Consider the following 25,087-nt stretch of genomic DNA (forward strand, 5'->3'; position numbering starts at 1 on the left):
AGTCGCGTTGTCAACCAGCGTGGAGAAACAGGGTCAGCGGGCCCGGAGGACGACGATCGCCAGGTCGTCCGCGCTCGGCTCAGTGGCGAAGTCGGCCGCCCCCCTGCGGATCCGCTCCGCCACCGCGCGGGCCGACAGCCCGGCGCACTCGGCGAGCAGCTTGGCCAGACCGCCGTCGTCGTCGAGCAGCCGCCCGCCCGAGCGCCGCTCCGTCACCCCGTCGGTGACGGCCAACAGCACGTCGCCGTGGTCGAGATGCAGCGTGTCGGCCTCGAACACCACCTCGTGGAAGACGCCGAGCAACGACTGCGGGGTCGTCACCGTCTCGACCACGCCGCTCGGCTTGAGGCGCAGCGCCTCCGGATGACCGGCCGACACGAGGCGTACTTCCAAACCGGTCGCCACCGGCGTGATGTCGCCGTGCAGCAGGGTGAGGAACCTGGCCCGTTCGCCCTCCTCCAGGATCGCCTGGTTGAGCCGGCCGAGCACGGCCGCCACTCCGTAGCCCTCGCGGGCGAGCAGGCGCAGGGTGTGGCGGGCCAGGCCCGTCACGGCGGCGGCCTCCGGGCCGGTGCCGCACACGTCGCCGATCGCGAACCGCCACGAGTCGTCGCCGGCCTTGAACAGGTCGTAGAAGTCGCCGCCGACCTCGTTGGCCTCGCCGGCGGGCTCGTAGACGACGCCGTAGTCGAGGCCGGGCACCTCGGGCTCGTTCGGCGGCAGCAGGCTGCGCTGGAGCGCCCGGTTGGCCGCGGCCTGCTGCGCGTAGACGCGGGCGTTGTCGGTGGCCAGCGCCGCCCGCCGGCCGATGTCCTCGGCGAACTGGATGACCTCGTCGGTGAAGCGGTCGGGCCGGCCCAGGCACATCATGCCCAGGCCCCGGCCGCGCGCGGTCAGGGGGACCGCGAGCACCTGCGAGTCGGCCAGGTGGACGGTGGAGGTGACCCGGGCGTCGGCGATCATCGCGTCCATGTCGCCGAGTTGCTCGCGCAGCCCGTCGATCCTGGCCTCGTCGGCGTGCCAGAGGTAGACCAGCCGCAGCGGGCCGACAGCGGTGTCAGAGGTGTAGACGGCGCACCAGCTCGCCAGCCGCGGCACCACGATCTGGGCGATGATGGCGGGCACCATGTCGGGGTCGAGAGTGCCCGCGAGCAGGTCACTCGCGTCAGCCAGGAACCCCAGCCAATGCGGCCCCCTGGCGCTCTCCTCCAGCCACTCGGATGCCACTTTGTCCGTGGAGCCGGGTAGCGTGAGTCTTGCCCAATGGACACGAGACTCGCCCGCGAAGGTGATGCCCCACTCCTCTACCCCCACGGACGGAGCCTTCGGGTCGCCCTGCGAGCTGCTCCGCTGTCTCAACTCCACCTGTACGGCGTCGCCGAAATGCTTCCAGATGACTTCGAACGGCTCATCTATCGCCTGTTCGGCCAGGTCAGCGGCGACCTGCTCGGCCACATGCAGCACGCTGCCGACTGCCCACGCGGTCAGGACCTCACGGGTGAACCTCATCGCAGCCGTCACAGCGGTGTCGCCGGGCGCGAACGTGGCGGCCAACACCGCATGGGGAGTACCAGTCATCGCAACGTGCCTACCACACTTCCTGTTGACTTGGGGTAATCCAAGGGACGGGACTAGGAGCTACTCATCGTGACAGACTTGTACCTACTCGCGGTGGCACCCCGGGAGTGAAGGAGGTCCCATGACAACGGCCAAGGCCGCATTGAGCTCTGAGGAGAGGACTTACACCGAGTCGGATCTCGTCCCGATCCTAGAGACCCTGTTCTCCTGGCGAGACGGCGATTTCCGCCGCCGGGTCCCCCATGCCCCGGCCGGCATCCTCAGCGAGGTGCGGCTGCTGCTCAACGAAGTGGCAGACCGTCGCGAACACCTCGCCAACGAGTTGGTGCGCGTACGCAAGGAAGTTGTCAAGGAGGGCCGGTTCGGCGAGCGGCTGACGCCAGGACCGGGAGTCGGCGCCTGGGCGGAGAGCGTCGAGTCGGTCAACATGTTGATCGATGCCCTGGTGAGCCCGGTGAGCGGCGCCGCCGACGTGATCGACGCGGTGGCCAAGGGCGACCTGTCGCGGCGGATCGATCTCGACCGCTCGGCCCGCGGCGAGGTACGCCGCCTGGGCAAGGCGATCAACGGCATGGTCGACCAGCTCGCGCTGTTCAACTCCGAGGTCACCAGGGTGGCCCGGGAGGCCGGCACCGAGGGCCGGCTGGGCGGCGGCGCCAACCTGCGCGGCATGTCCGGTAGCTGGCGCGACCTCACCGAGGCCGTCAACACGATGTCCTCCCGCGTGGCCGCGCAGGTGCGTGACATCGCGGTCGTGACCACCGCCGTGGCCAAGGGCGACCTGAGCCGCAAGGTGACGGTCGACGCCGTGGGCGAGATGTTCGAGCTGAAGAACACCGTCAACACGATGGTGGACCAGCTCTCCGGCTTCGCCGAGGAGGTCACCCGAGTCGCCCGCGAGGTCGGCACTGAAGGCCAGCTCGGCGGCCAGGCGCAGGTGACGGGCGTGTCCGGGGTCTGGAAGGACCTGACCGACAACGTCAACTTCATGGCCAACAACCTCACCAGCCAGGTACGCAGCATCGCGACCGTGGCGACGGCGGTGGCCCAGGGCAACCTGTCGAAGAAGATCACCGTCGACGCGGAGGGCGAGATCCTCCAGCTCAAGGACACCCTCAACACGATGGTCGACCAGCTCTCGTCCTTCGCCGACGAGGTGACCCGCGTGGCGCGCGAGGTCGGCACCGAGGGCAAGCTGGGCGGGCGCGCCGAGGTGAAGGGCGTGTCGGGCGTCTGGAAGGACCTCACCGACAACGTCAACTCGATGGCCTACAACCTCACCTATCAGGTACGCAACATCGCCCAGGTGACGACGGCCGTGGCCAACGGCGACCTCACCCGCAAGATCGACGTGGACGCCCAGGGCGAGATCCTGGAGCTCAAGTCCACCATGAACACGATGGTCGAGCAGCTGTCGTCGTTCGCCTCCGAGGTGACCCGGGTGGCCCGCGAGGTGGGCACCGAGGGACAGCTGGGCGGCCAGGCGCAGGTACGCGGTGTCTCCGGGGTCTGGAAGGACCTCACCGAGAACGTCAACTCGATGGCCAACAACCTGACCTCCCAGGTACGCCAGATCGCGGCGGTCTCGTCCGCGGTGGCCCAGGGCAACCTGTCGAGGAAGATCACCGTCGACGCGCAGGGGGAGATCCTCCAGCTCAAGGACACCCTCAACACGATGGTCGACCAGCTCTCGTCCTTCGCCGACGAGGTGACCCGGGTGGCCCGCGAGGTCGGCACGCAGGGTCAGCTCGGCGGCCAGGCCCGGGTGCAGGGCGTGTCGGGGGTCTGGAAGGACCTCACCGACAACGTCAACTTCATGGCCAACAACCTGACGTACCAGGTGCGCAACATCGCCGAGGTGACCACCGCGGTCGCCAACGGCGACCTCACCCGCAAGATCGACGTGGACGCCCAGGGCGAGATCCTGGCGCTCAAGACGACCATCAACCGGATGGTCGACCAGCTGTCGTCGTTCGCCTCCGAGGTGACCCGGGTCGCCCGCGAGGTGGGCTCGGAAGGCCGGCTGGGCGGCCAGGCGCGGGTCGAGGGCGTGGAGGGCACCTGGAAGCGGCTCACCGAGAGCGTCAACGAGCTGGCCGGCAACCTCACCACCCAGGTACGCGCGATCGCCACCGTGACCAGCGCCGTGGCCAGAGGCGACCTGACCCGCTCGATCGCCGTCGAGGCGCAGGGCGAGCTGGCGGAGCTGAAGGACAACATCAACTCGATGGTGGCCAACCTCCGCGAGACCACCCAGGCCAACCAGGAACAGGACTGGCTCAAGTCCAACCTGGCCCGCATCTCCCGGCTCATGCAGGGCCACCGCGACCTGTTCGAGGTGGCCAAGCTGACGATGAGCGAGCTGACGCCGCTGGTGTCGGCCCGCTACGGCGCCTTCTACGGCGTCGATCCCGAGGGCGAGCACGAGCTGCTGCTGATCGGCGGCTACGGCGTACGCCCCGACCGCGGCCCGCGTCAGCGCTTCGCGGTCGGCGAGGGCATCGTCGGCCAGGCCGCGGCCCAGGGCCGGCACATCGTCCTCGACGACGTGCCGCCGCGGTTCATCACCATCGACAGCGGCCTCAGCCAGTCGACGCCCGCGCAGATCGTCGTACTCCCGATCCTGTTCGAGAACCGCGTCCTGGGCGTGCTGGAGCTGGCCTCGTTCACCCCGTTCGGCGAGGTGCATCTCGACTTCCTGACCCAGCTCGTCGAGACCATCGGCGTCACGATGAACACCATCATCGCCAACTCGCGCACCGAGGACCTGCTGACGGAGTCGCAGCGCCTCACCCGCGAGCTGCAGGAACGCTCTGACGAGCTGCAGCGCCAGCAGGAGGAGCTGCGCAGGTCCAACGCGGAGCTGGAGGACAAGGCGGCGCTGCTGGCCAAGCAGAACCGCGCCATCGAGATCCAGAACTTCCAGATCGAGCAGGCCCGCCGCACGCTGGAGGAGCGCGCCGAGCAGCTGGCCGTGTCCTCGCGCTACAAGTCCGAGTTCCTCGCGAACATGTCCCACGAGCTGCGCACGCCGCTCAACAGCCTGCTCGTGCTGGCCAAGCTGCTGACCGAGAACGCCGAGGGCAACCTGACCTCGCAGCAGGTCGAGTTCGCCAAGACGATCCACGGCGCGGGGTCCGCGCTGCTCCAGCTGATCAACGACATGCTCGACCTGTCCAAGGTCGAGGCGGGCCGGATGGACATCCATCCGATCCAGGTGTCGCTGCCGAAGATGGTCGATCTCCTGGAGGCGGCGTTCGCGCCGCTCGCCCAGGACAAGGGGCTGGCCTTCGCGGTCGAGGTGGACAACGGCGTGCCGCAGGAGCTGCGCGCCGACGAGCAGCGGCTGCAGCAGGTGCTGCGCAACCTGCTGTCCAACGCGGTGAAGTTCACGCCGAAGGGCGAGGTGAAGCTACGGGTCACGCCCGTGCCCGCCGGGGTCGAGTTCGACGACGACACCCTGCACGGCGCCCACGACCTGCTCGCCTTCCAGGTGATCGACACCGGCATCGGCATCGCGCCCGACAAGCGCGAGGTCATCTTCGAGGCGTTCAGGCAGGCCGACGGCACCACCAGCCGCAAGTACGGCGGCACCGGACTGGGCCTGTCGATCTGCCGCAAGATCGCCCTGCTGCTCGGCGGCGAGATCCACGTCGACAGCGAGCTGGGCAAGGGGAGCACGTTCACCCTCTACCTGCCGGCCTCCTACACGGGCCCGCTGGCGGAGGTCGAGAGCGGCATCGAGCGCAGGCAACTGCTCTCCGTGCCGGTCGAGGAGCCGGCGACCGCGCTGCACGAGCCGCCGATCCCGCTCGACCTGCCGCTGCCCGAGCTGATCGAGCCGCCCGCCGAGACCAGCCAGTGGCACGGCGACGACCCGCTCAACGGCGCGAAGATCCTCATCGTCGACGACGACATCCGTAACGTGTTCGCCCTGACCAGCGTTCTCGAACGGCACGGCTCCACAGTCGTCTACGCTGAAAACGGCCGCGAAGGAATCGAGCAGCTCGAACGGAACGAGGACGTCGCTCTCGTGCTGATGGACATCATGATGCCGGAGATGGATGGCTGGGCCACCACCTCGGCCATCAGGCGCATGCCCCAGTTCGCCGATCTCCCGATCATCGCGCTGACCGCCAAGGTCATGCGGGGCGATCGCGAGAAGAGCATCGCCTCGGGCGCCTCCGACTACGTGCCCAAGCCCGTCGACGTCGACCGGCTGCTCGAACGCCTGCGCGGCTGGCTCGGCCGAGGGCGATCCACTGGCGAGTCATCAGCCGAAGGGGCGTGATCGATGCCGGATCGTGCCAAGATCCTCCTGGTCGACGACCGGGAGGAGAATCTGATCGCCCTTGAGGCCATCCTCAGCTCGCTCGACCTGGTGCCCGTACGCGCCAGGTCCGGCGAGGAGGCGCTCAAGGCACTGCTCAACACCGAGTTCGCGCTCATCCTGCTCGACGTACGGATGCCGGGCATGGACGGGTTCGAGACCGCCGCCCACATCAAGCGGCGGGAGCGGACCAGGAACATCCCGATCATCTTCCTCACCGTGGTCGACAGCGCGCCCGACTACGCCTTCCGCGGCTACGCGGCGGGCGCCGTCGACTACCTGACCAAGCCGTTCGACCCGTGGGTGCTGCGGGCCAAGGTGTCGGTCTTCACCGAGCTGTACAACATGAACAAGCGGCTGGCCGAGCAGGCTTCGATGCTGCGCGAGCGGCTGAGCGCCGAGCTGCCGCCGGGCGCGGGCGACCAGTCGGCGATCCTGCCCGAGCTGTCCCGGCGGCTGATGGCGGCGGAGGACGAGCTGGCCAGGGTACGCGAGCTGGCGCGCAAGTCGCCGGACCCGGGGGTGGCGGCCCCGCTCTCCGACCTCGCCGACCGGCTCGCCCACCTCCGCGCCGGCTTCGACGCCCTGTCGTGAATTCGCCTTGTGGATAAGAGGTCGCTCCAGATGTGGCGGTCGTCGCCGCGGCGCGCTCTGCCGTCCGTGCCGGAGCGCTGAGGCCGGGTTGTCGTCGACACGAAAGCCCTGAGGCCGGACGTTTGAGGCGCGCGCTGCCGTCCGTACGGGAACGCTGAGGCCAGGTGTTAGAGGCGCGCGCTGCCGTCCGTACGCTGACGCTGGCGCCAGCCTGCCGTCTGTACGGAAGCCGAGTCCGGCCGCCATGCCGTCCCGACGGGAGGCGCCCCTCCCGTGGATGCCGCGGTCGGTTACAGGGGCCGCTAAACCGTCCGTACGACCGGTTACGGGGGCGCTATGCCCATCCGCACGAGGGCGTTGAGGCCGGGGCGGGGCGCCATTCGCACGAGGCGCTGAGGCCGGTACGGCAATCGCACCGGCCCCTCCAGCCGCGGGGACCCGCCAGGCTGGTGCCTGGCTAGTGCCTGGCGCGCTCCAACGCGTCCCAGAAGCCGCGGCGCAGCGCGTGGCGTACCTCGTCGTGCAGCAGGAAGTCGATCGGCAGCGACGAGCCCTGCAGCAGGCGGGCCTCCAGATCGGAGGGCATCCGTGGCTTGCGCGCCAGCACGGCCTCCAGCCACAGGGCCGGAGCGTCGCGGGCCACGGACTCGCCGAAGTCGTGCCCTTCCCGGTGGGCGGCCTTGACGGCGTCGGACAGCGTGGTGGCCCCGCCCGTGGCGGCCGAGGGCTGCTGGGAGACGGGCGCGGGCTGCGGTCCGGTGTAGGCGCCGAGCTGCGAGGGCTGGTAGGTGCCGTTGGACGGCGAGTTGAACTGCCCGGTCGTCGGCGCCTGCGGCTGCTGCGGGATCGGCCCGGTCACCGGGGCGGCCGACGGCGGGTCGGGCTGGTAGTCGGAGTAGGCGGGCAGCGACGGCTGCGGCGACTGGCGGCGCCCCGCCGACGGCATAATGCCGTTGGCGTTCTGGCGCCCGGAGCCGGCGGAGTGGTTGCCCCCGCTCGACTCGGCGGGCGGCAGCTCCCGCTGCGCGTGGCCGCCGTGGCCGTTGCTGACCGGCTGGTGGTGGCCGTTGGTCACCTCGATGGCGCCGGTCATCAGGTTGACGTAGGGGCGCAGGTGAACGCCGCCCAGCTCGATGAGGTCGTCGCTCTCCTGAGTGAGCGAGCGGGCGACGGCCCAGCCGCCGTCGGTCGCGATGTGCACGACGGTCACCCTGATGCCGAGGTCCTGCGCGTCGCAGACCACCTGGGCCAGGTCCTCGTCACCGCTGACCACGACGGCGTCGCAGATGGCGCTGTTTCGGGCGAGCGTCATCAGATCGCGGTGAACCTGGGCGTCCACGCCTTCGCGCCGTCCTGGACGGATGCGCGAGAGGCGGAGCTTGAGACCGGGGATGTCGGCCAGCACGTCGTGCTCCGGCGTGCGCCGTCCTTCGACGGTCGCCTCGTACCAGTAGCACCGCAGCAGCGGCAGCCCGGTGCGTTCGCGCGAGAGGCTTGACATGAGCTGCAACAGCCCTGGATAGTCCCAGGCCACGGCTTCACGATGGCGGGTCCCATGCACGGCCATCGCGCCGTCGGCCAGCAGATAGCCAGCGTCCACGAACAGCGCGCAGCGATCCACTGACACGGCCCCTTTCCTGGTGGTCCGACCTGAGCAGACTCGTGCACCGTCAGAGCCGGACGCGGCGGCCCTGTCTCAGGGTAATGAAAGCAGGTGATCGCGCGAGGGTTAATCCCGACGATTCGCCCCTGCCCCGACCATACGCCGGTGCATTCGGGCTGACCGTACCAATATGTCGGACTTTGGTCACGACCGGGCACGAACACACACAGCGGCAATCGCGAACAGCACCACATCCTCCCGCGTAGCGATCGCCAGCGCCGGGTCATTGCCGAGTTCGGCACCGAAAGTATCGACATCGACACCGAACGTCATTCCCTTGGCGCCGTTGGACGAGCTGTCGAAAACGTTACCCGCATCACGATCGCCCCCTGCCGGAGTGAGCGCCCCCGAGCCCAGCGAGAGCCGATCCCCGCCGAGATCGGCATCGCCTTCCCAGGTCACCATCTCGATCCGCGCAGGCGAGCTCTTGCGGACCGCTCGCCCCTGCGGGATCCGCGCGCCTGATCCTGCGGAAACCGGCCCGCCCTGAGGGATGTGGGCACCCGACCCCGCGGGAACCGGGCCACCCTGAGGGATCTGAGCGGCCGACGCCCTGAGGACCGGACCGCCTGCGGGCGACCCCGTGGGAAACGGGCCTCCCCGAGGGACCCGCACGGGCGAGGCCATGGCGAACGGGCTTCCCCGAGGGACCCGGGCGGGTGAGCCTGCGGGGACCGGGCCGCCTGTTGGCGAGCTCGTGGGAACCAGGCCGCCTCGCGGCATCCGGGCGGCCGAGCCCGCGGAGACGAGGCCGCCCAGCGGGATCCGCACCTGATCGGCCTCGCCGCCGACGACGGTCGCCGTATCGAGCACGACGGCATGGCTGTACGGTCCTGCGGGATCGGTCACGATCATCACCAGGCTCCATCCGGCGTGCCGCGCGGCCCCCTCCCGCATCGGGAGGTCGGCCGCCCACCACATGCCGTCCCGCCGGGCACTCCCGACCAGCCCGGTCACGTCGGCGAACGCCTGGTACGCGAACCCCGAGGGCAGCTCACTGACCGTCACCTGCTCAGGCCTGATGGACAGGTAACGCCGACGACCCGGCGGTCGCAGGCTGATCGGCCCCGCGCTCTCCCCACCGGCCGACCAGTAGAGACCCGCCCACACGACCCGCCCGCCCGGGGGCCGCCGCAGAGTGGCGCCGCTGGAGGCGTACGTTCCCGCTACCCCGTCCTCATCGACGGCGTCCATGGGCCACAACCCACCGTCCCACCTGTCGCCCTGCCTCTCGCCCTGTCGCTGCCCGACCTCCGCACAGCCGTCGCGCCCCGCCGGGCAGCTCAGCATCGAGTTACCGATCGCCCTGACCGTCACCTTGCCGTCGGCGGCGAACCTGGCGGACGCGCCCACCTGCCGTACCCCGGCCGCGGAGTGCGCTGCGGCCCGCAGGGAGCCGGACGTGATCCGGACGGCGGGACCGGCTCCCTGAGGCGCTTGGGCGGCCACCTGGACGCGCAGGAAGACGGCGGTTTTGCGAGCCGCCTTAAGCGGCCCCCTGACGCACGTCGCGCCCTGCCTGGCCGGACGACAGCTCCAGCCGCCCCTTGTCCCAACGGGCGTGACCACGGCAACCCCGCGACCGTATCCACCTGGCGGCACGGCGCCCGCAGCCACGTCCCGGCCATGGCCGCCCAACCGACCCAGCGCGACACCCGCAGCCACACCCCCGCCGTGGACGGCCGACGACATGACACCCGCAGTCACATCCCCACCGTGGCCGCCCAGCCGCTCCAACGCGACGCCCACCGCCGCACGCCGACCGTAGGTGGCCGACGGCATGGCAGCCGCAGCCGCACCCCGGCCGTAGATGGCCGATGGCACGACGCCCGCAGCCATACCCATGCCATAACCGCGCGACCGCTCCAACGCGACGCCCCCGCCGTAGCCGCCCGGCCGCCGCAGCGCGACGCCCGCAGCCGCACCCCGGGCGTGGTGTCCTGAGGGGATCAGCGTGACGCCTGTGGGCAGGTCTACGGCGGCCTCGATTTCGCGGGTTGGGGCGTTGCCCGAGTTGCGGAGGCGTATCGCGATGATGCCGGGCCGGTCGCGGACCAGTGCGCCGAGTGCGCCGATCGTGGCGTGCAGGCGGGGTCCGTGCGGCCTCTGCCCTGGGGGCGCCGCCGGACGTTCGGGGGCCGGTCGCGTGGGATCTTCGAGCGGCCGTACAGGCGGCGGTCCGGCTGACGCGACGGGCTTGGCGACCGGCCTTCTTACCGGATCCTCGGCCGTGATCAGCGCGAACATGGCAGCGGCCGCCACTGCGGCGGCGGTACCGCTGGCGATCGCCGCCTGCGCGTATGTGGGCACCCGCCGGACCCAGCCGAGGACGCGCCTGGGCACCTGTCCACCCTCGCCGCGCACGCACACCCACCCGAGCAACACCCGCCCGACACGACCAACCAGGCGCTCGGAGACCCGCCCGACCCAACCGGCCACGTTCCCGAAGACCCGCCCTACCCAAGCAACCACGCCCCTGGACGCCCACCCGATCCCACCGACCACGTACTTGGGCCCACGCCCGATCCCACCGAGCACACGCCAGACCCAACCCAGCGGCAACCGCAGGATCCAGCCCAGCCCGTCCGAACCACAGCTCGCGGTTCTCGTCTTGGCCAGTGCCGTCGCGTACCCGGCGAAGACCGGTCCGGCGATCATCGGGCCGATGATGACGCGCAGGCCCCGGTTGACGTCGGTCAGTTCCAGCAGGACGGCGCGGCATTCGGGGCAGTCCTTCACATGTTCGTCCACCGCCTTGGACGCGCGCCTGGCCAGCCCGCCCCTGACGTAGCGGCTCATCGTGAAGAGCACCGGACGGCACGCATGACGGGTCGGAGCGGTCAGGCGGATCCGCAGGTACGCCTGGCGCAAGCCGGCGAGGGCGCGGCGGGTGAGTTCGGTCACGCCGTTGGCCGGTAGGCCGAGCAGGACAGCCACGTCGGCGAGTGGGGAGTGCTCGACCTCGGTGTGCCAGAGCACCGCTCGCCACCGCTCCGGCAGCGACAGGAACGCCTTGGCGATCAGCGACTGCTCCAGGCCGATGAGGGCCGGGTCGACGAAGGGCACATCGGGATCGAAGGTCTCGCCCGCGGGCACCGGGCAGTTCGCCACCCGCGTCCGGTCATGGACGGTGCGCCGCACCACGGTCAGCAGGTACGTCCGGAACCCGGCCTGGGGGCCGCCGCCGCGGCCGACGAGGTCGAGGATCTTGGTGAACGACTCGGCGACCACGTCCTCGACCTCGGCCTCGCCCCTGACGAGCTGGCGGGCCAGCGAGCGCGCGGCGGCTACGTGGCGCTCGTGGAGTTCGTGGTAGGCGGTGGCGTCGCCGGCTCTGACCGCGTGAAGAAGATCTGCATCGCTCAGCGACGGCGATGGCGATGGCGATGGCGATGGCGATTCACCACTCATTGTTACCTCACGATTACCTAAAGTTGCCCTCCCGAGCATTCCGCAGCCGCCGTCATGGTTAAACCGACTGGCCGTCTTTACCTTCCGACCGGACCGGCTCTCGTCCCGGCCAGGACCCTAAGCTTGGTGCCATGACAGATCGCGACAACCTGCTGGCCGAGATCAAGAAGAAGGCCGTCGTGCACGGCAAGGTCGTGCTCTCCTCGGGTCAGGAGGCCGACTTCTACCTCGACCTGCGCCGGATCACGCTCGACGGCGTGGCCGCGCCCCTGGTCGGCAGGGTGATGCTCGACCTGACCAAGGATCTGGAGTTCGACGCCGTGGGCGGGCTGACGCTGGGCGCCGACCCCGTGGCGACCGCGATGATGCACGCCGCCGCGGCGCAGGGGCGGCCGCTCGACGCGTTCGTGGTGCGCAAGGCGCAGAAGGCGCACGGCATGCAGCGCAGGATCGAGGGGCCGGAGGTCAAGGGCCGCCGGGTGCTCGCCGTCGAGGACACCTCCACGACCGGCGCCTCCCCGCTGACGGCCGTCGAGGCGCTGCGCGAGGCGGGCGCCGAGGTGGTCGCGGTGGCCACGATCGTCGAGCGGGGCGCCGCGCCCCGGATGGCCGAGGAGGGGCTCGACTACCGCTCCGCGTTCACGCTCCAGGACCTCGGACTGTGAACGCCTCCCGCGCACCGGCCTTGCCCGGCGCGCGGGCCTTGCCGTTCTCGGTCACCAGGACCGTGGCCGCGTCGGTGAGCACCACGTCGAGTTCGGGCTCGAAGTAGCTGACCTCTTCGCCCCTGCTCATGTCGCGATATTGCAGCACATCGCCGCCTGGTACGCGCACCGTGACGAGGGGGCAGGTGTCGGCCATGCACTCGATGCGGACAGTCGGCACCTGGGCGCTGGCCTGCGGCTGGGCGGCGACGTTCGCGCGCTCGGGCTGCTGCTGTCGCGTGTCGAGCGAGGTGATCAGCGCGCGACCGCCGACGACCAGGAGCGTCACCACGGCCACCGCCGCCAGGACGGCGAGCGCGAGGCGGGCGAGGCCCATCGGATCTGACCTGTGGCGTCCCACAAGGGGGAGCGTACTCGTAGGCGGGGGCGATCTCGATCATTGCCGCTCACCGTCAGGGATCAACCCACGCGGTGGTGCTTACCGTTGGGCTCCGGCACCTGCTTGGCGGCCCTGCGGGTCTTGATCACCTCGACGATGATCGGGATCACCGAGATGAACACGATGAGGAAGACCCCGGGCAGGATGTACTTGTCGATCTTGGTGGGGTCGACCTGGCCGCCGAGGAAGTGGCCGATCAGCAGCATGCTCTCGACCCACACCAGGCCGCCGATGGTGTTCCAGAGGAAGAACGTGCGGGCCGGCATCTCCAGGACGCCGGCGACCGGGTTCATGAACGTGCGGACGATCGGCACGAAGCGGGCGATGATCACCGCTCTGGCCGGACCGAACTTCACGAAGTAGTGCTCGGCCTTCTCCACATATTCTCTCTTGAACAGCCGCGAGTCCGGCTTGTCGAACAACCTCCCGCCGACCTTGGCCCCTATGAGATGCCCGAGCTGGGCGCCCGCCACCGCGCACAGCGGTGTGGCGATCAGCAGCACGGGGAAGGACAGCGGCTCGATGCCGATCCCCTTCGCCGCGGCGGCGGAGCTGAAGATGCCCGCGGCGACGAGCAGCGAGTCACCGGGCAGGAAGAACCCGACGAGCAGGCCCGTCTCGGCGAAGATGATCGCCAGGACGCCGACGGTCGCGAAGGCGCCGAGAATCGTCAGCCACCACGTCGGGTCCAGGAGGTTGGAAAGCCAGTCCACGAGGCGAGCCTACCCGGCATGAACGCTCTTGGCCGCCGCGAGTTGTCTCTACCACGCGGGGTAGCGGACCGGGATACTGGGCTGCGCGAAGCCGTACTTCTCAGGGAGATGAAGCATGCCTATAGCAACCCCAGAGGTCTATGCCGAGATGCTCGACCGCGCGAAGGCGGGCGGATTCGCCTACCCGGCGATCAACGTGACCTCTTCCCAGACGCTCAACGCCGCGCTGCGCGGGTTCGCCGAAGCCGGGAGCGATGGCATCGTCCAGGTGTCGACCGGCGGCGCGGAGTTCCTGTCCGGCGCCACGGTCAAGGACATGGTGGTGGGCGCGACGGCGCTGGCCGAGTACGCCAGGGTGGTCGCCGCCAAATACCCGGTGACGGTCGCGCTGCACACCGACCACTGCCCCAAGGACAAGCTCGACGGCTTCATGCGGCCGTTGATCGACATCTCGCTGGAGCGTGTGGCCAAGGGCCTCGACCCGCTCTTCCAGTCGCACATGTGGGACGGCTCGGCCGTACCCCTGGAGGAGAACCTGGAGATCGCCAAGGAGCTCCTCGACAAGTGCCACCGCGCCAACATCATCATGGAGATGGAGATCGGCGTCGTCGGCGGCGAGGAGGACGGCGTCGTCGGCGAGATGAACGAGAAGCTCTACACCACGCCCGAGGACGCGCTGGCCACGGCCGAGGCCGTGGGGATCGGCGAGCAGGGCCGCTTCCTGCTGGCCGCCACGTTCGGCAACGTGCACGGCGTCTACAAGCCGGGCCACGTCAAGCTGCGGCCCAGCGTGCTGAAGGACATCCAGGAGGCCGTCGGCGGCAAGTACGGCAAGGACAAACCGTTCGACCTGGTCTTCCACGGCGGTTCCGGATCGGCGATGGAGGAAATCCACGAGGCGATCTCCTACGGCGTGGTCAAGATGAACGTCGACACCGACACCCAATACGCCTTCACCAGGCCGATCGCCGATCACATGTTCCGTAACTACGACGGCGTGCTCAAGGTCGACGGCGACGTCGGCAGCAAGAAGGCGTACGACCCGCGCGCCTACGGCAAGTCGGCCGAGGCCGGGATGGCGGCCCGCATCGTCGAGGCGTGTGAGCACCTCAAATCAGCTGGGACCAAGATCTCCTAGCCACGTCGGCGGCTCGGCGGGTATGACTTGTCCTATGGATAACCTTCTCGCCGGGCCGCCCCCGACTCAACTGCCGGACCTGCCCGAGGCCAGGGAGGCGCTCGAAGCCGGCGCCAAGGCCGCCGACGTGGCAGCCCGTTTCCCCGCCTACCCGGCGGCCTGGGCCACGCTCGCGGAGGAGTACTTCGCGCAGGGCCACGCCGTCACCTCCTACGCCTTCGCGCGCACCGGCTACCACCGCGGGCTCGACCAGCTCCGCCGGAGCGGCTGGAAGGGGCACGGTCCCGTCCCCTGGGAGCACGAGCCGAACCGCGGCTTCCTGCGCTGCCTCTACTCGCTCGCCAGGGCCGCTCAGGCGATCGGCGAGAAGGACGAAGCCGAGCGGTGCATGCAGTTCCTCAAGGACAGCAGTGAGGCGGCCTACGACGCGCTTACCAAGAACTAACACTTGGGACGAATAGGCAGACTCGGGTAGTCTCTCTACGCAAGAGCCCCTGTCGCACTTGCGCCAGGGGTTTCGTTTTGTGCTCAGGAGACTGAACCATGCCGGCTGTCGTTCTCGTTGGTGCCCAGTGGGGCGATGAGGGCAAGGGCAAGGCCACCGACCTGCTCGGTGGCGACGTCGATTACGTCGTCCGCTATCAGGGTGGCAACAACGCGGGTCACACCGTGGTCATCGGCGACCAGAAATACGCCCTGCACCTCCTGCCCACCGGAATCCTGTCGCCGCACGTGGTGCCGGTGATCGGCAACGGCGTCGTCATAGACCCCGGAGTGCTGCTCAGCGAGATCGACGGGCTGGCGGCGCGCGGCATCTCCGCGGAGCGCCTGCTGATCTCCGCCGACGCGCACCTGATCATGCCCCACCACAAAGCGCTCGACAAGGTCACCGAGCGCTACCTGGGCAAGGCCAAGATCGGCACCACCGGCCGGGGCATCGGGCCCGCCTACGGCGACAAGATCTACCGGATGGGCGTACGGGTCCAGGACCTGCTCGATCCCGGCATTCTGGCCAAGAAGATCGAGGTCGCGCTGACCGAGAAGAACCAGGTGCTCACCAAGGTCTACAACCGGCGCGGCATCGAGGCCCAGGCCGTCGTGGAGGAGTACCTGGGCTACGCCGAACGCCTCAAGCCGCACATCGCCGACACCTCGCTGGTGTTGAGCCGGGCGCTGGACGAGGGCAAGTTCGTGCTGCTGGAGGGTGGTCAGGGCACGCTGCTCGACATCGACCACGGCACCTACCCGTTCGTCACCTCCTCCTCGCCGACCGCCGGCGGCGCCTGCGCCGGGTCCGGCATCCCGCCGATGCGGCTCACGAAGGTGATCGGCATCCTCAAGGCGTACACCACCCGTGTCGGCTCGGGCCCGTTCCCCACGGAGCTCGAGGACGAGATGGGCGAGTGGCTGCGCCAGACCGGCGGCGAGTACGGCGTGACGACCGGCCGCAACCGGCGCTGCGGCTGGTTCGACGCGGTCATCGCCCGCTACGCGACCCGGATCAACGGGGTCACCGACTTCTTCCTCACCAAGCTGGACGTACTGTCCGGGCTGGAGCGGATCCCGGTGTGCGTGGCCTACGAGGTCGACGGCGAGCGGCACGACGAGATCCCGATGACGCAGACGGACTTCCACCACGCCAAGCCGATCTACGAGGAGCTGCCCGGCTGGCAGGAGGACATCACCGGCGCCAAGACCTTCGACGACCTGCCGCCCAACGCGCAGTCGTACGTGCGGGCGCTGGAGGAGATGAGCGGTGCGCCGATCTCCGCGATCGGTGTCGGCCCCGGCCGCGCCCAGACGCTGGTGATCCGCTCTCTCGTCTGACCTTCCCGGTATCACGGGTACGGCCGGCACCGCGTCGCCGGCCGTACCTCGGGGGTCAGGAATGCTCTCAGGAAGCCGCCAGGACGGCGGCGGTCATCGGTGTGCGGGTCGTCCAGCCGAGGGTCCGGTAGAGGGCCTGACCGGCGGGTGTGGCCACCAGGATGCCCGTCCTGGCGCCGCGGGAGGCGGCGATGTCGGCCAGGGCCGTCATGACCACGCTGCCCAGGCCGCGACGGCGGTGCTCCGGCGCGGTCTCGACCTGGTCCACGACCGCGGTACGCCCCGTGACGGCGATCTGCCCCCGGGCCGCGATCTCGCCCGCCGCCGTGAGCAGGCGGGCCACGGTCACGTCCGACCGGGTGGTGACGGCCAGCGTGTAGCCGTCGGGAGCCGTGGCCCGGCCCCGCGACAGCGGCCCCGTCATCATGAACTCCGGCTCGTCGATCGACCACGCCGGCGTGAGCCAGGGGACGACCGCCTCCGCGGGGGCGCAGAGCTTGAGCCAGGTGCCCGGCGTGCTGATCGTCTCGGCCAGCAACCGCAGGTCGCCGGGATTGGGCGCGGGCAGGATGTGGCGGCTGACGTGGCCGGGCCGGCCGACGTCCACTCGCAGGCCCCACGGCTCCCGTACGGGCAGCGGGGCGTGGCGCGAGACCACCCAGCCGTCGACCCAGGCCCGGACGATTTCCGGCCGGACCGTTTCGAGTGCCTCCATCATGAGCGCCAGCTTATTGCCACAGAGTCGCATTTATCGACCTAATAAATGGCGCGCGTGGCGCGGCGACCTGCGCTTACGCTCCGGCCATGGACATCCGTCGTGCCACCCGGCCCGAGGCCGTCGAGGCGGCCGGCCACCTCTTCGACGCCGCTCCTCTACCGGCGGCCACCGCGAGGTTCCTCGCGGATGAGGGGCACCACCTGCTCATCGCCTACGTGGACGAGACCCCGGCCGGGATGATCACCGGGGTCGAGACCACCCACCCCGACAAGGGGACCGAGATGTTCCTCTACGAGCTCGGCGTGGACGAGCGTTTCCGCGGCCAGGGCATCGCCAGGTCGCTGGTCTCGGCCCTGGAAGGGCTCGCCCGCGAACGCGGCTGCTACGGCATGTGGGTGGCCACCGGTGAGGACAACAAGGCGGCCCAGGCCACGTACGGCGGAGCGGGCGGATCGCCCGAGTGGGACCAGATGGTCTACGTATGGACGTTCTGCCAGGAATAGCCATACTCACCACAAAAGGGGCGCGGCGTGGCACGTCGTGATCGCGGCACGCGGCACGGTAGTGTCCCCGGTGTGCGCGTTGAGATTCACGGTCATCGGGGAGCGAGGGGCCTGTGGCCCGAGAACACGCTTCCCGGGCTGAGCCGCACGATGGAGCTCGGGGTGCACGCGCTCGAGTTCGACGTCGCGCTCACCGCCGATCGGCGCCTCGTGTTGACCCACGACCTCACGGTCTCGGCCGTGACCAGTGCCGACACGCGGCCGATCGCGAAGGACGACCCCCACTTCCCCTATGTCGGCAAGCCGATCAACTCGCTCGGGCTGGCCCAGTTGCGCACGCTCGACGTGGGCGTGCGGCTGCCCCGGCATGCCGACGATCCGTTCGCGCTGACGCAACGGGCGATGCCCGAGACCCGGATGCCCACGCTGGGCGCGGTGCTCGGCCTGGTCAACGCCTACGAGGCCGAGGACGTACGCCTGCACGTCGAGCTCAAGTCCGACCCGACCAGGCCGGAGCTGACGGCCGACCCCGAGGTGTTCACCGAGCTCGTGCTGGAGGAGTTCGACCGGCACCGCAGGCTGGACAACGCGGCGATACTCAGTTTCGACTGGCGGATCATCGGCCACGCCGCCAGGCTGGCGCCGGACACGCGGCGCTTCGCGCTGATCGAGCTCGACACCCTGCACTGGAACGGCCCGCTGGGCGACGACATCCCGGCCGCCGCCCGTGAGGCGGGGGCCACGACGTTGTCACCCGAGCACGTGATGGTCGACGAGGACCTGATGGCCCAGGTGGCCGCGGCAGAGCTGGACGTCGCGGTCTGGACCGTCAACGACAAGGCGCTGGCGGCCCGGATGCTGGACCTGGGGGTGTCGGGGATCGTCACCGACTACCCCGATCGGATGCGCGAGCTGTGGCGGGAGCGCGGGCTGCAGCTGCCCGACCCCGTCGGACCGCTCAGGCGGCCCGTGGGGGTCTGAGGACCTGCCGGGCGGCTAGAGCCAGCCGTTGCGGCGGAAGCCGCGGTGCAGCAGGACGCAGGCGGTGATCATCACGGCGAGCACGGCCGGATAGCCCCATACCTGGTTGGTCTCCGGCATGAAGTCGAAGTTCATGCCGTAGATCCCGGCGATCATCGTGGGCACGGCCATGATGGCCACCCAGGACGAGATCTTGCGCATGTCCTCGTTGGCCAGCGCGTTCGAGCGGGCCAGCGCCGCCTGCAGGATCGAGCTGCACAGCTCGTTCGACGACTCGACCTGCTCGCACACGCGGGAGAGGTGGTCGCCGACGTCGCGGAAGTATTCGCGCATCTCCGACGGGATCACCCGGCGCTGGGGCAGCGCGGCCAGCGGCGCCTGGAGCGGTGTGACCGCCCGCTTCAGCTCCAGCATCTCCCGCTTGAGCTGATAGATGCGGTTGATGTCGCGGGAGCTGACGTCGGCGAAAACGGTCGCCTCGACCTCTTCGAGTTCGAGCTGCATGAGGTCGGCGACCTGGAGGTAGCGGTCGACGACGTGGTCGGCGATGGCGTGCAGCACACCCGCCGGGCCGCGGTCCATCAGCTTGGGCTTGTCTTCGAGCCGCTCGCGCACCTCGGTGAGCGGGCAGTGCCGGCCATGTCGTACGGTCACCACGAAGTCGACGCCGAGGAACACCATGATCTCGCCCGTGGCGATGATCTCACTGGTGGCGGTCAGCTCGTCGTGGTCCAGGTAGGCGATGGACTTGAGCACCATGAACAGGGAGTCGCCGTAGCGCTCGACCTTGGGGCGCTGGTGGGCCTTGACCGCGTCCTCCACGGACAGCGGGTGCAGGCCGAACACACCGGCCAGCCACTCGACCTCGGGGGCGTCGGGCTCGTGCAGGCCGACCCAGACGAACGCCTTGGCGCCGTCGGACTGGCTGTTGTGCTCGCGGACCAGGTCGAGCGACTCCTCGATGCCCGCGGCGTCGACCTTCTTGCCCTTGATGTAGGCGCCGAACTCGACGATGGAGTTAATAGGAGGCACGCAGCTCTCACGTACCGGCTTGGTGAGCTGGCGCGAGACATGCGGCTGTACGGGGTGACGGGTGGTGCGACGGAAAATCGTGGACGAGCGCATGGCAGTCCCTTTCCGCCCGACCTGGCACGCTCCACGCGCGACGAAAAGTCACCTCAATCAAGGAAAAAGCGTGGAGGCACGATCAGGCTGCCGGATTGGAGTGGTCGGGGGCATACAGGGTGTACGTGGGTGAGCACGTACTGCTGGGATCACCAGGTTTCATCCCGGACCACCTCCAATCACAAGAGATGCCACAAAGCCGCCCCAAGTTACCACAGGCGGGATGGACCAGACCGACGATACTCCCTGAGCCGCCGTCAGATCAGGTAGAACTCCACAAAGATTCCCGACTATTCCCACATTTCGCGTGCCCGGGCCGGTCTGTCGCGGGTGCGACGGGAAGCCGTCCGGCCGTCCCTGCCACAATGGGGCGGTGCGCGTTCTAGTCATCGGATCCGGCGGGCGTGAACACGCCCTGTGCCGCTCACTCATGCTCGATCCCCAGGTCACCGAGCTCCACAGCGCCCCCGGCAACGCGGGCACGGCGGAGATCTCGACCACGCATCCGGTCACGGCCACCGACCCCGGCCAGGTGACCGAGCTGGCCGTGCGGCTCGCCGCCGACCTGGTCGTGGTGGGCCCCGAGGCGCCGTTGGTGGCGGGCGTGGCCGACGCGGTGCGCGCCGCGGGCATCGCCTGCTTCGGGCCCTCGGGCGAGGCCGCGATGATCGAGGGCTCCAAGGCGTTCGCCAAGGAGGTCATGACAGCGGCCGACGTCCCCACCGCCAAGGCGCGGGCCTGCGTCACGCCCGAGGAGGCGGCCCAGGCCCTCGACGAGTTCGGTGCCCCCTACGTGGTCAAGGACGACGGGCTGGCCGCGGGCAAGGGCGTGGTCGTCACCGGCGACCGGGAGCAGGCGCTCGCGCACGCGGCGGCGTGCGAGCGGGTGGTGATCGAGGAGTTCCTCGACGGGCCCGAGGTCTCGCTGTTCGCGCTCTGCGACGGCACGACGGCCGTGCCGCTGCAGCCCGCCCAGGACTTCAAGCGCGCCTACGACGGCGACGAAGGGCCCAACACCGGCGGCATGGGCGCCTACACGCCGCTCACCTGGGCGCCGGACGGGCTCACCGAGCAGGTGATGCGCGAGGTCGTCCAGCCCACGATCGCCGAGCTGGCCCGGCGCGGCTGCCCGTTCCAGGGCGTGCTGTACGTGGGCCTGGCCCTGACCGCCAAGGGCCCGAAGGTGATCGAGTTCAACGCGCGCTTCGGCGATCCGGAGACCCAGGTGGTGCTCGACCGCCTGGAGACGCCGCTGGCCGGGCTGCTGGCGGCGTGCGCCGCCGGGCGGCTGAGCGAGCATCCGGCGCCGGTGTTCCGCGAGGGGTCGGCGGTCGCCGTGGTCGTCGCGGCCGAGAACTACCCGGACACCCCGGTGAAGGGCGACGTCATCGAGGGGCTCGAACCCACCGCCGACGCCTACGTCCTCCACGCCGGCACGAGACTGGCCGACGGCAAGGTGCTCTCCGACGGCGGGCGGGTGCTCAACGTGGTCGGCACCGGCCCCGACCAGGAGACGGCCCGCCGCAACGCCTACGAGCTGGTCTCCCGCGTACGCCTGCGCGGCTCGCACCACAGGACGGACATCGCCCGATGAAGCATCTGCACTCCGGTAAGATCCGCGACCTCTACCAGACCGACGACGGCCTCCTGCTGATGGTCGCCTCCGACCGGATATCGGCCTTCGACCACGTGCTGGAGCCCGACATCCCCGACAAGGGGGCCATCCTCACGCAGATGTCCCTGTGGTGGTTCGACCGGCTCGCCGACGTGGTGCCCAACCACATCGCGGGGCCGGGGCCCGACTCCCGCAGCATGCTGTGCAAGCCGCTGTCGATGGTGAGCGTCGAGTGCGTGGCGCGCGGCTACCTGACCGGCTCGGGCCTGATCGACTACCGGCGCGACGGGGCGGTCTCGGGGGTGCGGCTGCCGCCGGGCCTCGAAGAGGGGTCCCGGCTGCCCGAGCCGATCTTCACGCCCTCGACGAAGGCCCCGCTCGGACAGCACGACGAGCCGATCTCCTTCGAGCGGGTCGTCGGCGACGTGGGCGCGGAGACGGCCGAGGCACTCCGCCAGATCACGCTCGCCGTCTACACCCGCGGCGCCGAGATCGCCCGCGAGCGGGGCATCATCCTGGCCGACACCAAGATCGAACTTGGTCGCGACGCCGAGGGCGTACTCACCCTGGGGGACGAGGTCCTCACGCCTGACTCGTCACGATTCTGGCCGGCTGACGGATGGCAACCCGGACGCTCACAACCGTCCTTTGATAAGCAATATGTAAGGGATTGGCTGCTATCGCCCGAATCGGGATGGGACAAAGACTCCGGAACTCCCCCACCTCGCCTTCCGGATAAGGTAGTGGAGCAGACCAGACAGCGTTATCTGGAAGCTTACGAGCGCATCACCGGAGTCCCCTTTAGCGGATGATTCGGCTGGGGCAGGTGTGGTTAGCGGCTACTCTTGGCCGGTCTAGCCAGACCGAGACCTCCGAGGAGCCGCACGAAATGGTCCGTTACCGCGTGCGCGGTGGCAACCCACTGCGTGGAACCGCCTTCATCCAGGGCGCGAAGAACGCCGTGCTGCCCATGATCGGTGCGGCTCTGCTCGCCCCCAACGGCCGCACCGTCCTGCGCAATGTGCCGATCATCGAGGACGTGCGGCGGGCGGTGGAGCTGGCCGAGGCCATCGGCGCCTATGTCGAGCTGCACGAGGCCGAGCGCACGCTGGTGATCGACGCCTCCCGGCTGACCAGCCCGGTGCTGCCCGCTGAGATCGCCAGGCGCTTCCGTGGCTCGGTCCTGTTCACTCCCGCCCTGCTGCACCGCCTGGGCGAGGCGATCGTGGAGGGCGTCGGCGGCTGCAATCTCGGCAGCCGCAACCTCGACTTCCACTACCTGGGCTACAAGCGCCTGGGCGCGGTCGTCGACGAGGGCGAGACGGTCATCCATGTCAAGGCGTCCGGCCTGACCGGCGCGACCCTCTACCTCGACACCCCCTCGCACACCGGCACCGAGAACCTCATCATGGCCGCCGCCCTGGCCAAGGGCATCACCGTGATCGAGAACGCGGCGCTGGAGCCCGAGGTGCTCGACGTCATCGACATGCTCACCAAGATGGGCGCGCGCATCAGCGGCGGCGGCACCGGTTTCATCACCGTCGAGGGCGTCGACGAGCTGCACGCCGTCGAGCACACCGTGATGCCCGACCGGCTCGACGCCGGCGTGTTCGCGATGGGCGCGGCGATCACCGGCGGCGACCTCAGCCTCGTCGGCACCGGCCTCGACCTGGGCGTCGTCCGCTACAAGCTGGAGCAGATGGGCGTCGACTTCGCCCGGCCAGGCGCGGTCCTGCACGTACGGTGCGAGCGGCCGCTGCGGCCGATCAACATCATTACCGACACCTACCCGGGCTTCGCCACCGACCTCCAGTCGCCGATGATGACGGTCGCCGCCCTGGCCGACGGCACCAGCTACATCCACGAGCGCATCTTCGACGGCCGCTTCGCGCTGGCCGGCGAGCTGAACAAGATGGGCGCCGACGTGGAGGTCGAAGGCAGCAGGGCCATCGTCAGGGGCGCGACCCCGCTGAAGGGCACCCGCGTGACGGCGCACGACCTGCGTTCCGGAATCGCGCTGGTGCTCGCCGGACTGGCCGCCGAAGGCGAGACCGTCATCGAGTCCGGTTACCTCATCGACCGCGGGCACGCGCATCTCGCCGAGCGAATGCGGGCACTGGGGGCGGACATTACACAAGAGATTTCCGATCGCTAAAAAGCGTTAGGAATACCTCGTTGAGCTGCTGATATACCTTCTCAGCCAGTCAAGCAGAACGGCTTTCCGGAAAAGTCGGGCGTGACATTATGGTCCCCGCGAGCGATCGTTCCAAAAGAGAGCACTGCAACAGACAGCTGGATGGGACGAACATTGGTCGAGAGGGCCGAAGAAACTCCCCGAGTGTCACGCCCGGGTGCCATGACACCGGACCTCACCATTGGTGTGGTCGGACCCCACGATTTGGTCGAGCGGGTCATGCTGATGGGACACGCTGCTGCGCCACTTCCGTGCCGCCTTGTGGCGGCCGCCTACCGCGATGAGCAGGAGGCGCCCGACAAAGTGACGCGGCTCGGTCCCGGCGTGGACGCATGCCTTTTCGCCAGCCCGGTCCCCTACGACCTGGCCAGGCGCTCAGGCGTGCTGACGATGCCCGCGACCTACGTGCAGCTCGGCGGTGCGGCGCTGGTCGCCGCGCTGGCCAAGGCGGCGCTGGATCCGCGCATCGACCCGCAGCGGGTGAGCATCGACGTGGTCGCCAGGGCCGACGTGGAAGAGGCGTACACAGACCTCGGGATTGCCGCGACAGAAGTGCACAGCCGCGACGAGCCGGGCGCCACCGGCACGATCGCGGCTTACCACGAACGCCTGGCCCGGCAGGGATCCACCACCGGCGCGCTCACGTGCCTGCCGGCGGTCGCCGAACGCCTTCAGGCGTCCGGTGTCCCGGCCATCAGGATCAGGCCGACCTCAGCGGCCGTGCGCACCGCGCTGCACACCGCAGCGCTGCTCGGTGCACACCACCGCCTGGAGGAATCACAGCTCACCGTGGTACTGGTCGAGGTGCCGACGCTACGCGAGCCGGTACGCCGCGCCGCGCCACGTTACTGGCGCGACGAGCTCCGGCTCTCGCTGCACCGGCTGCTCGTCCAGGAGGCGAACCGCATCAACGCCACCGTCTGGCCGATCGACGATCACAGCTATCTGGTCACCGCGACCAGGGGCTCGATCGCCGCCGCGACCGACGGGTTCAGGGTGTTGCCGTTCGCCGCCAGGATCCGCGACGAGCTGGGTCTGGCGGTCGAGGTCGGCGTGGGCATGGGACGCACCACCCACGACGCGGAGTCGCACGCACGGGCGGCGCTGGCGCGTACACAGGCGGGCAAGCAGGCCCAGGGCTTCGCCGTGGACCGCGAGGGCCGAGCGCTCATCCCGGCGCCGCGGATGCCGCCTCAGGGCTCCACCGCGCTCAAACCCAAGGGCGTGGAGGTGCTGGCCCGGCTGGCCGCCAAGCTGGAGGGCGGCGACACCGTGGTGGACGCGGAGGGTGCGGGAAAGATGCTCGGAGTGACGCCGCGTACGGCACGGCGGTTGCTGCGCACGTTGGTCGACGAGGGACTCGCGTGGCCGCTGCCGCCCAACCGTACGCCTCAACCGGGCCGGCCGCGCCAGCTTTACCGCCTCATCGTGGAGAAGCTCGGGCCCCGCTGACCGGCCCCTGATACGGGTCCGCCGTCCCCCCTTCCCCTTTCCTGGGGCGGCGGGCCCCCGACCCGATTTATCCCGCGTTTTTGACGTGGGTGAACTTGGGGTTGACCGCGATCGAAGGGGGTATGTATTGCGTCGCCCCCG

19 protein-coding genes are annotated in these 25,087 nt (G+C 69.6%); 12 read left to right on the forward strand and 7 right to left on the reverse strand.

Annotated features, from left to right (window positions below):
- Positions 1–33: 33 nt before the first annotated feature.
- A complete protein-coding gene (locus KME78_RS38820; RefSeq protein ID WP_246652833.1) occupies positions 34–1,578 on the reverse strand; it encodes a PP2C family protein-serine/threonine phosphatase in 1,545 nt (514 codons plus the stop codon).
- Between the two features lie 121 nt (positions 1,579–1,699).
- Here KME78_RS38820 and KME78_RS38825 point away from each other — a divergent pair, with 121 nt between their 5' ends.
- Positions 1,700–5,869, forward strand: a complete 4,170-nt coding sequence (locus tag KME78_RS38825; protein ID WP_219534459.1) for a hybrid sensor histidine kinase/response regulator — start codon at positions 1,700–1,702, stop codon at positions 5,867–5,869.
- Positions 5,870–5,872: 3 nt separating this feature from the next.
- Positions 5,873–6,502 carry a response regulator gene (locus KME78_RS38830; protein ID WP_219534460.1) on the forward strand — a complete coding sequence of 210 codons (630 nt, stop codon included), beginning with the start codon at positions 5,873–5,875 and terminating at the stop codon, positions 6,500–6,502.
- A 457-nt stretch (positions 6,503–6,959) separates the two neighbouring features.
- On the opposite strand, the gene KME78_RS38835 is transcribed toward KME78_RS38830, so the two are convergent.
- Together KME78_RS38835 and KME78_RS38840 are read right to left on the reverse strand one after the other, a co-directional pair.
- Positions 6,960–8,129: an NYN domain-containing protein gene (locus tag KME78_RS38835; protein ID WP_372455034.1), complete on the reverse strand. Its 1,170-nt coding sequence runs from the start codon at positions 8,127–8,129 to the stop codon at positions 6,960–6,962.
- Between the two features lie 180 nt (positions 8,130–8,309).
- Complete coding sequence (locus KME78_RS38840; protein WP_219534461.1) at positions 8,310–11,576, reverse strand: sigma factor; 3,267 nt, start codon at positions 11,574–11,576, stop codon at positions 8,310–8,312.
- A 131-nt stretch (positions 11,577–11,707) separates the two neighbouring features.
- Here KME78_RS38840 and pyrE point away from each other — a divergent pair, with 131 nt between their 5' ends.
- Positions 11,708–12,241, forward strand: coding sequence for an orotate phosphoribosyltransferase (gene pyrE / locus KME78_RS38845; protein ID WP_219534462.1), 534 nt, complete (start codon positions 11,708–11,710; stop codon positions 12,239–12,241).
- Here the strand turns inward: pyrE and KME78_RS38850 are convergent.
- Together KME78_RS38850 and KME78_RS38855 are read right to left on the reverse strand one after the other, a co-directional pair.
- Positions 12,216–12,617: a hypothetical protein gene (locus KME78_RS38850; protein ID WP_219534463.1), complete on the reverse strand. Its 402-nt coding sequence runs from the start codon at positions 12,615–12,617 to the stop codon at positions 12,216–12,218. The genes pyrE and KME78_RS38850 overlap by 26 nt on opposite strands.
- 83 nt (positions 12,618–12,700) lie before the next feature.
- Positions 12,701–13,393: a DedA family protein gene (locus tag KME78_RS38855; protein WP_219534464.1), complete on the reverse strand. Its 693-nt coding sequence runs from the start codon at positions 13,391–13,393 to the stop codon at positions 12,701–12,703.
- 115 nt (positions 13,394–13,508) lie between these two features.
- On the opposite strand from KME78_RS38855, the gene fbaA reads away from it, so the two are divergent.
- The 3 genes from fbaA to KME78_RS38870 all read left to right on the forward strand — a co-directional run bounded on the left by fbaA (position 13,509) and on the right by KME78_RS38870 (position 16,358).
- Positions 13,509–14,531: a class II fructose-bisphosphate aldolase gene (gene fbaA, locus KME78_RS38860; protein WP_219534465.1), complete on the forward strand. Its 1,023-nt coding sequence runs from the start codon at positions 13,509–13,511 to the stop codon at positions 14,529–14,531.
- 34 nt (positions 14,532–14,565) lie between these two features.
- Entirely contained in the window at positions 14,566–14,976 is a 411-nt protein-coding gene (locus tag KME78_RS38865) for a DUF3151 domain-containing protein (RefSeq protein WP_219534466.1), read from the forward strand.
- 98 nt (positions 14,977–15,074) lie between these two features.
- Positions 15,075–16,358, forward strand: coding sequence for an adenylosuccinate synthase (locus KME78_RS38870; protein ID WP_219534467.1), 1,284 nt, complete (start codon positions 15,075–15,077; stop codon positions 16,356–16,358).
- A gap of 67 nt (positions 16,359–16,425) precedes the next feature.
- Here KME78_RS38870 and KME78_RS38875 read toward each other — a convergent pair whose 3' ends face one another.
- Positions 16,426–17,076, reverse strand: a complete 651-nt coding sequence (locus KME78_RS38875) for a GNAT family N-acetyltransferase (RefSeq protein ID WP_246652834.1) — start codon at positions 17,074–17,076, stop codon at positions 16,426–16,428.
- 86 nt (positions 17,077–17,162) lie between these two features.
- Here KME78_RS38875 and KME78_RS38880 point away from each other — a divergent pair, with 86 nt between their 5' ends.
- Entirely contained in the window at positions 17,163–17,579 is a 417-nt protein-coding gene (locus KME78_RS38880) for a GNAT family N-acetyltransferase (protein WP_219534468.1), read from the forward strand.
- A gap of 72 nt (positions 17,580–17,651) precedes the next feature.
- Entirely contained in the window at positions 17,652–18,560 is a 909-nt protein-coding gene (locus KME78_RS38885; RefSeq protein WP_219534469.1) for a glycerophosphodiester phosphodiesterase family protein, read from the forward strand.
- Between the two features lie 15 nt (positions 18,561–18,575).
- On the opposite strand, the gene corA is transcribed toward KME78_RS38885, so the two are convergent.
- Positions 18,576–19,685 carry a magnesium/cobalt transporter CorA gene (gene corA / locus KME78_RS38890; RefSeq protein WP_219534470.1) on the reverse strand — a complete coding sequence of 370 codons (1,110 nt, stop codon included), beginning with the start codon at positions 19,683–19,685 and terminating at the stop codon, positions 18,576–18,578.
- A 373-nt stretch (positions 19,686–20,058) separates the two neighbouring features.
- On the opposite strand from corA, the gene purD reads away from it, so the two are divergent.
- The 4 genes from purD (at position 20,059) to KME78_RS38910 (ending at position 24,946) form a co-directional block, all read left to right on the forward strand.
- Positions 20,059–21,279: a phosphoribosylamine--glycine ligase gene (purD, locus tag KME78_RS38895; RefSeq protein WP_219534471.1), complete on the forward strand. Its 1,221-nt coding sequence runs from the start codon at positions 20,059–20,061 to the stop codon at positions 21,277–21,279.
- Positions 21,276–22,112: a phosphoribosylaminoimidazolesuccinocarboxamide synthase gene (locus KME78_RS38900; protein ID WP_219534472.1), complete on the forward strand. Its 837-nt coding sequence runs from the start codon at positions 21,276–21,278 to the stop codon at positions 22,110–22,112. Before purD ends, KME78_RS38900 begins: the two co-directional genes overlap by 4 nt.
- Positions 22,113–22,189: 77 nt before the next feature.
- A complete protein-coding gene (gene murA, locus KME78_RS38905; protein ID WP_219534473.1) occupies positions 22,190–23,455 on the forward strand; it encodes a UDP-N-acetylglucosamine 1-carboxyvinyltransferase in 1,266 nt (421 codons plus the stop codon).
- Between the two features lie 201 nt (positions 23,456–23,656).
- Entirely contained in the window at positions 23,657–24,946 is a 1,290-nt protein-coding gene (locus KME78_RS38910; RefSeq protein WP_214634856.1) for a GTP cyclohydrolase IIa, read from the forward strand.
- Positions 24,947–25,087: the final 141 nt, after the last annotated feature.

The sequence above is a fragment of the Nonomuraea guangzhouensis genome (assembly GCF_019396345.1).
Classification (GTDB): Bacteria; Actinomycetota; Actinomycetes; order Streptosporangiales; family Streptosporangiaceae; genus Nonomuraea; species Nonomuraea guangzhouensis.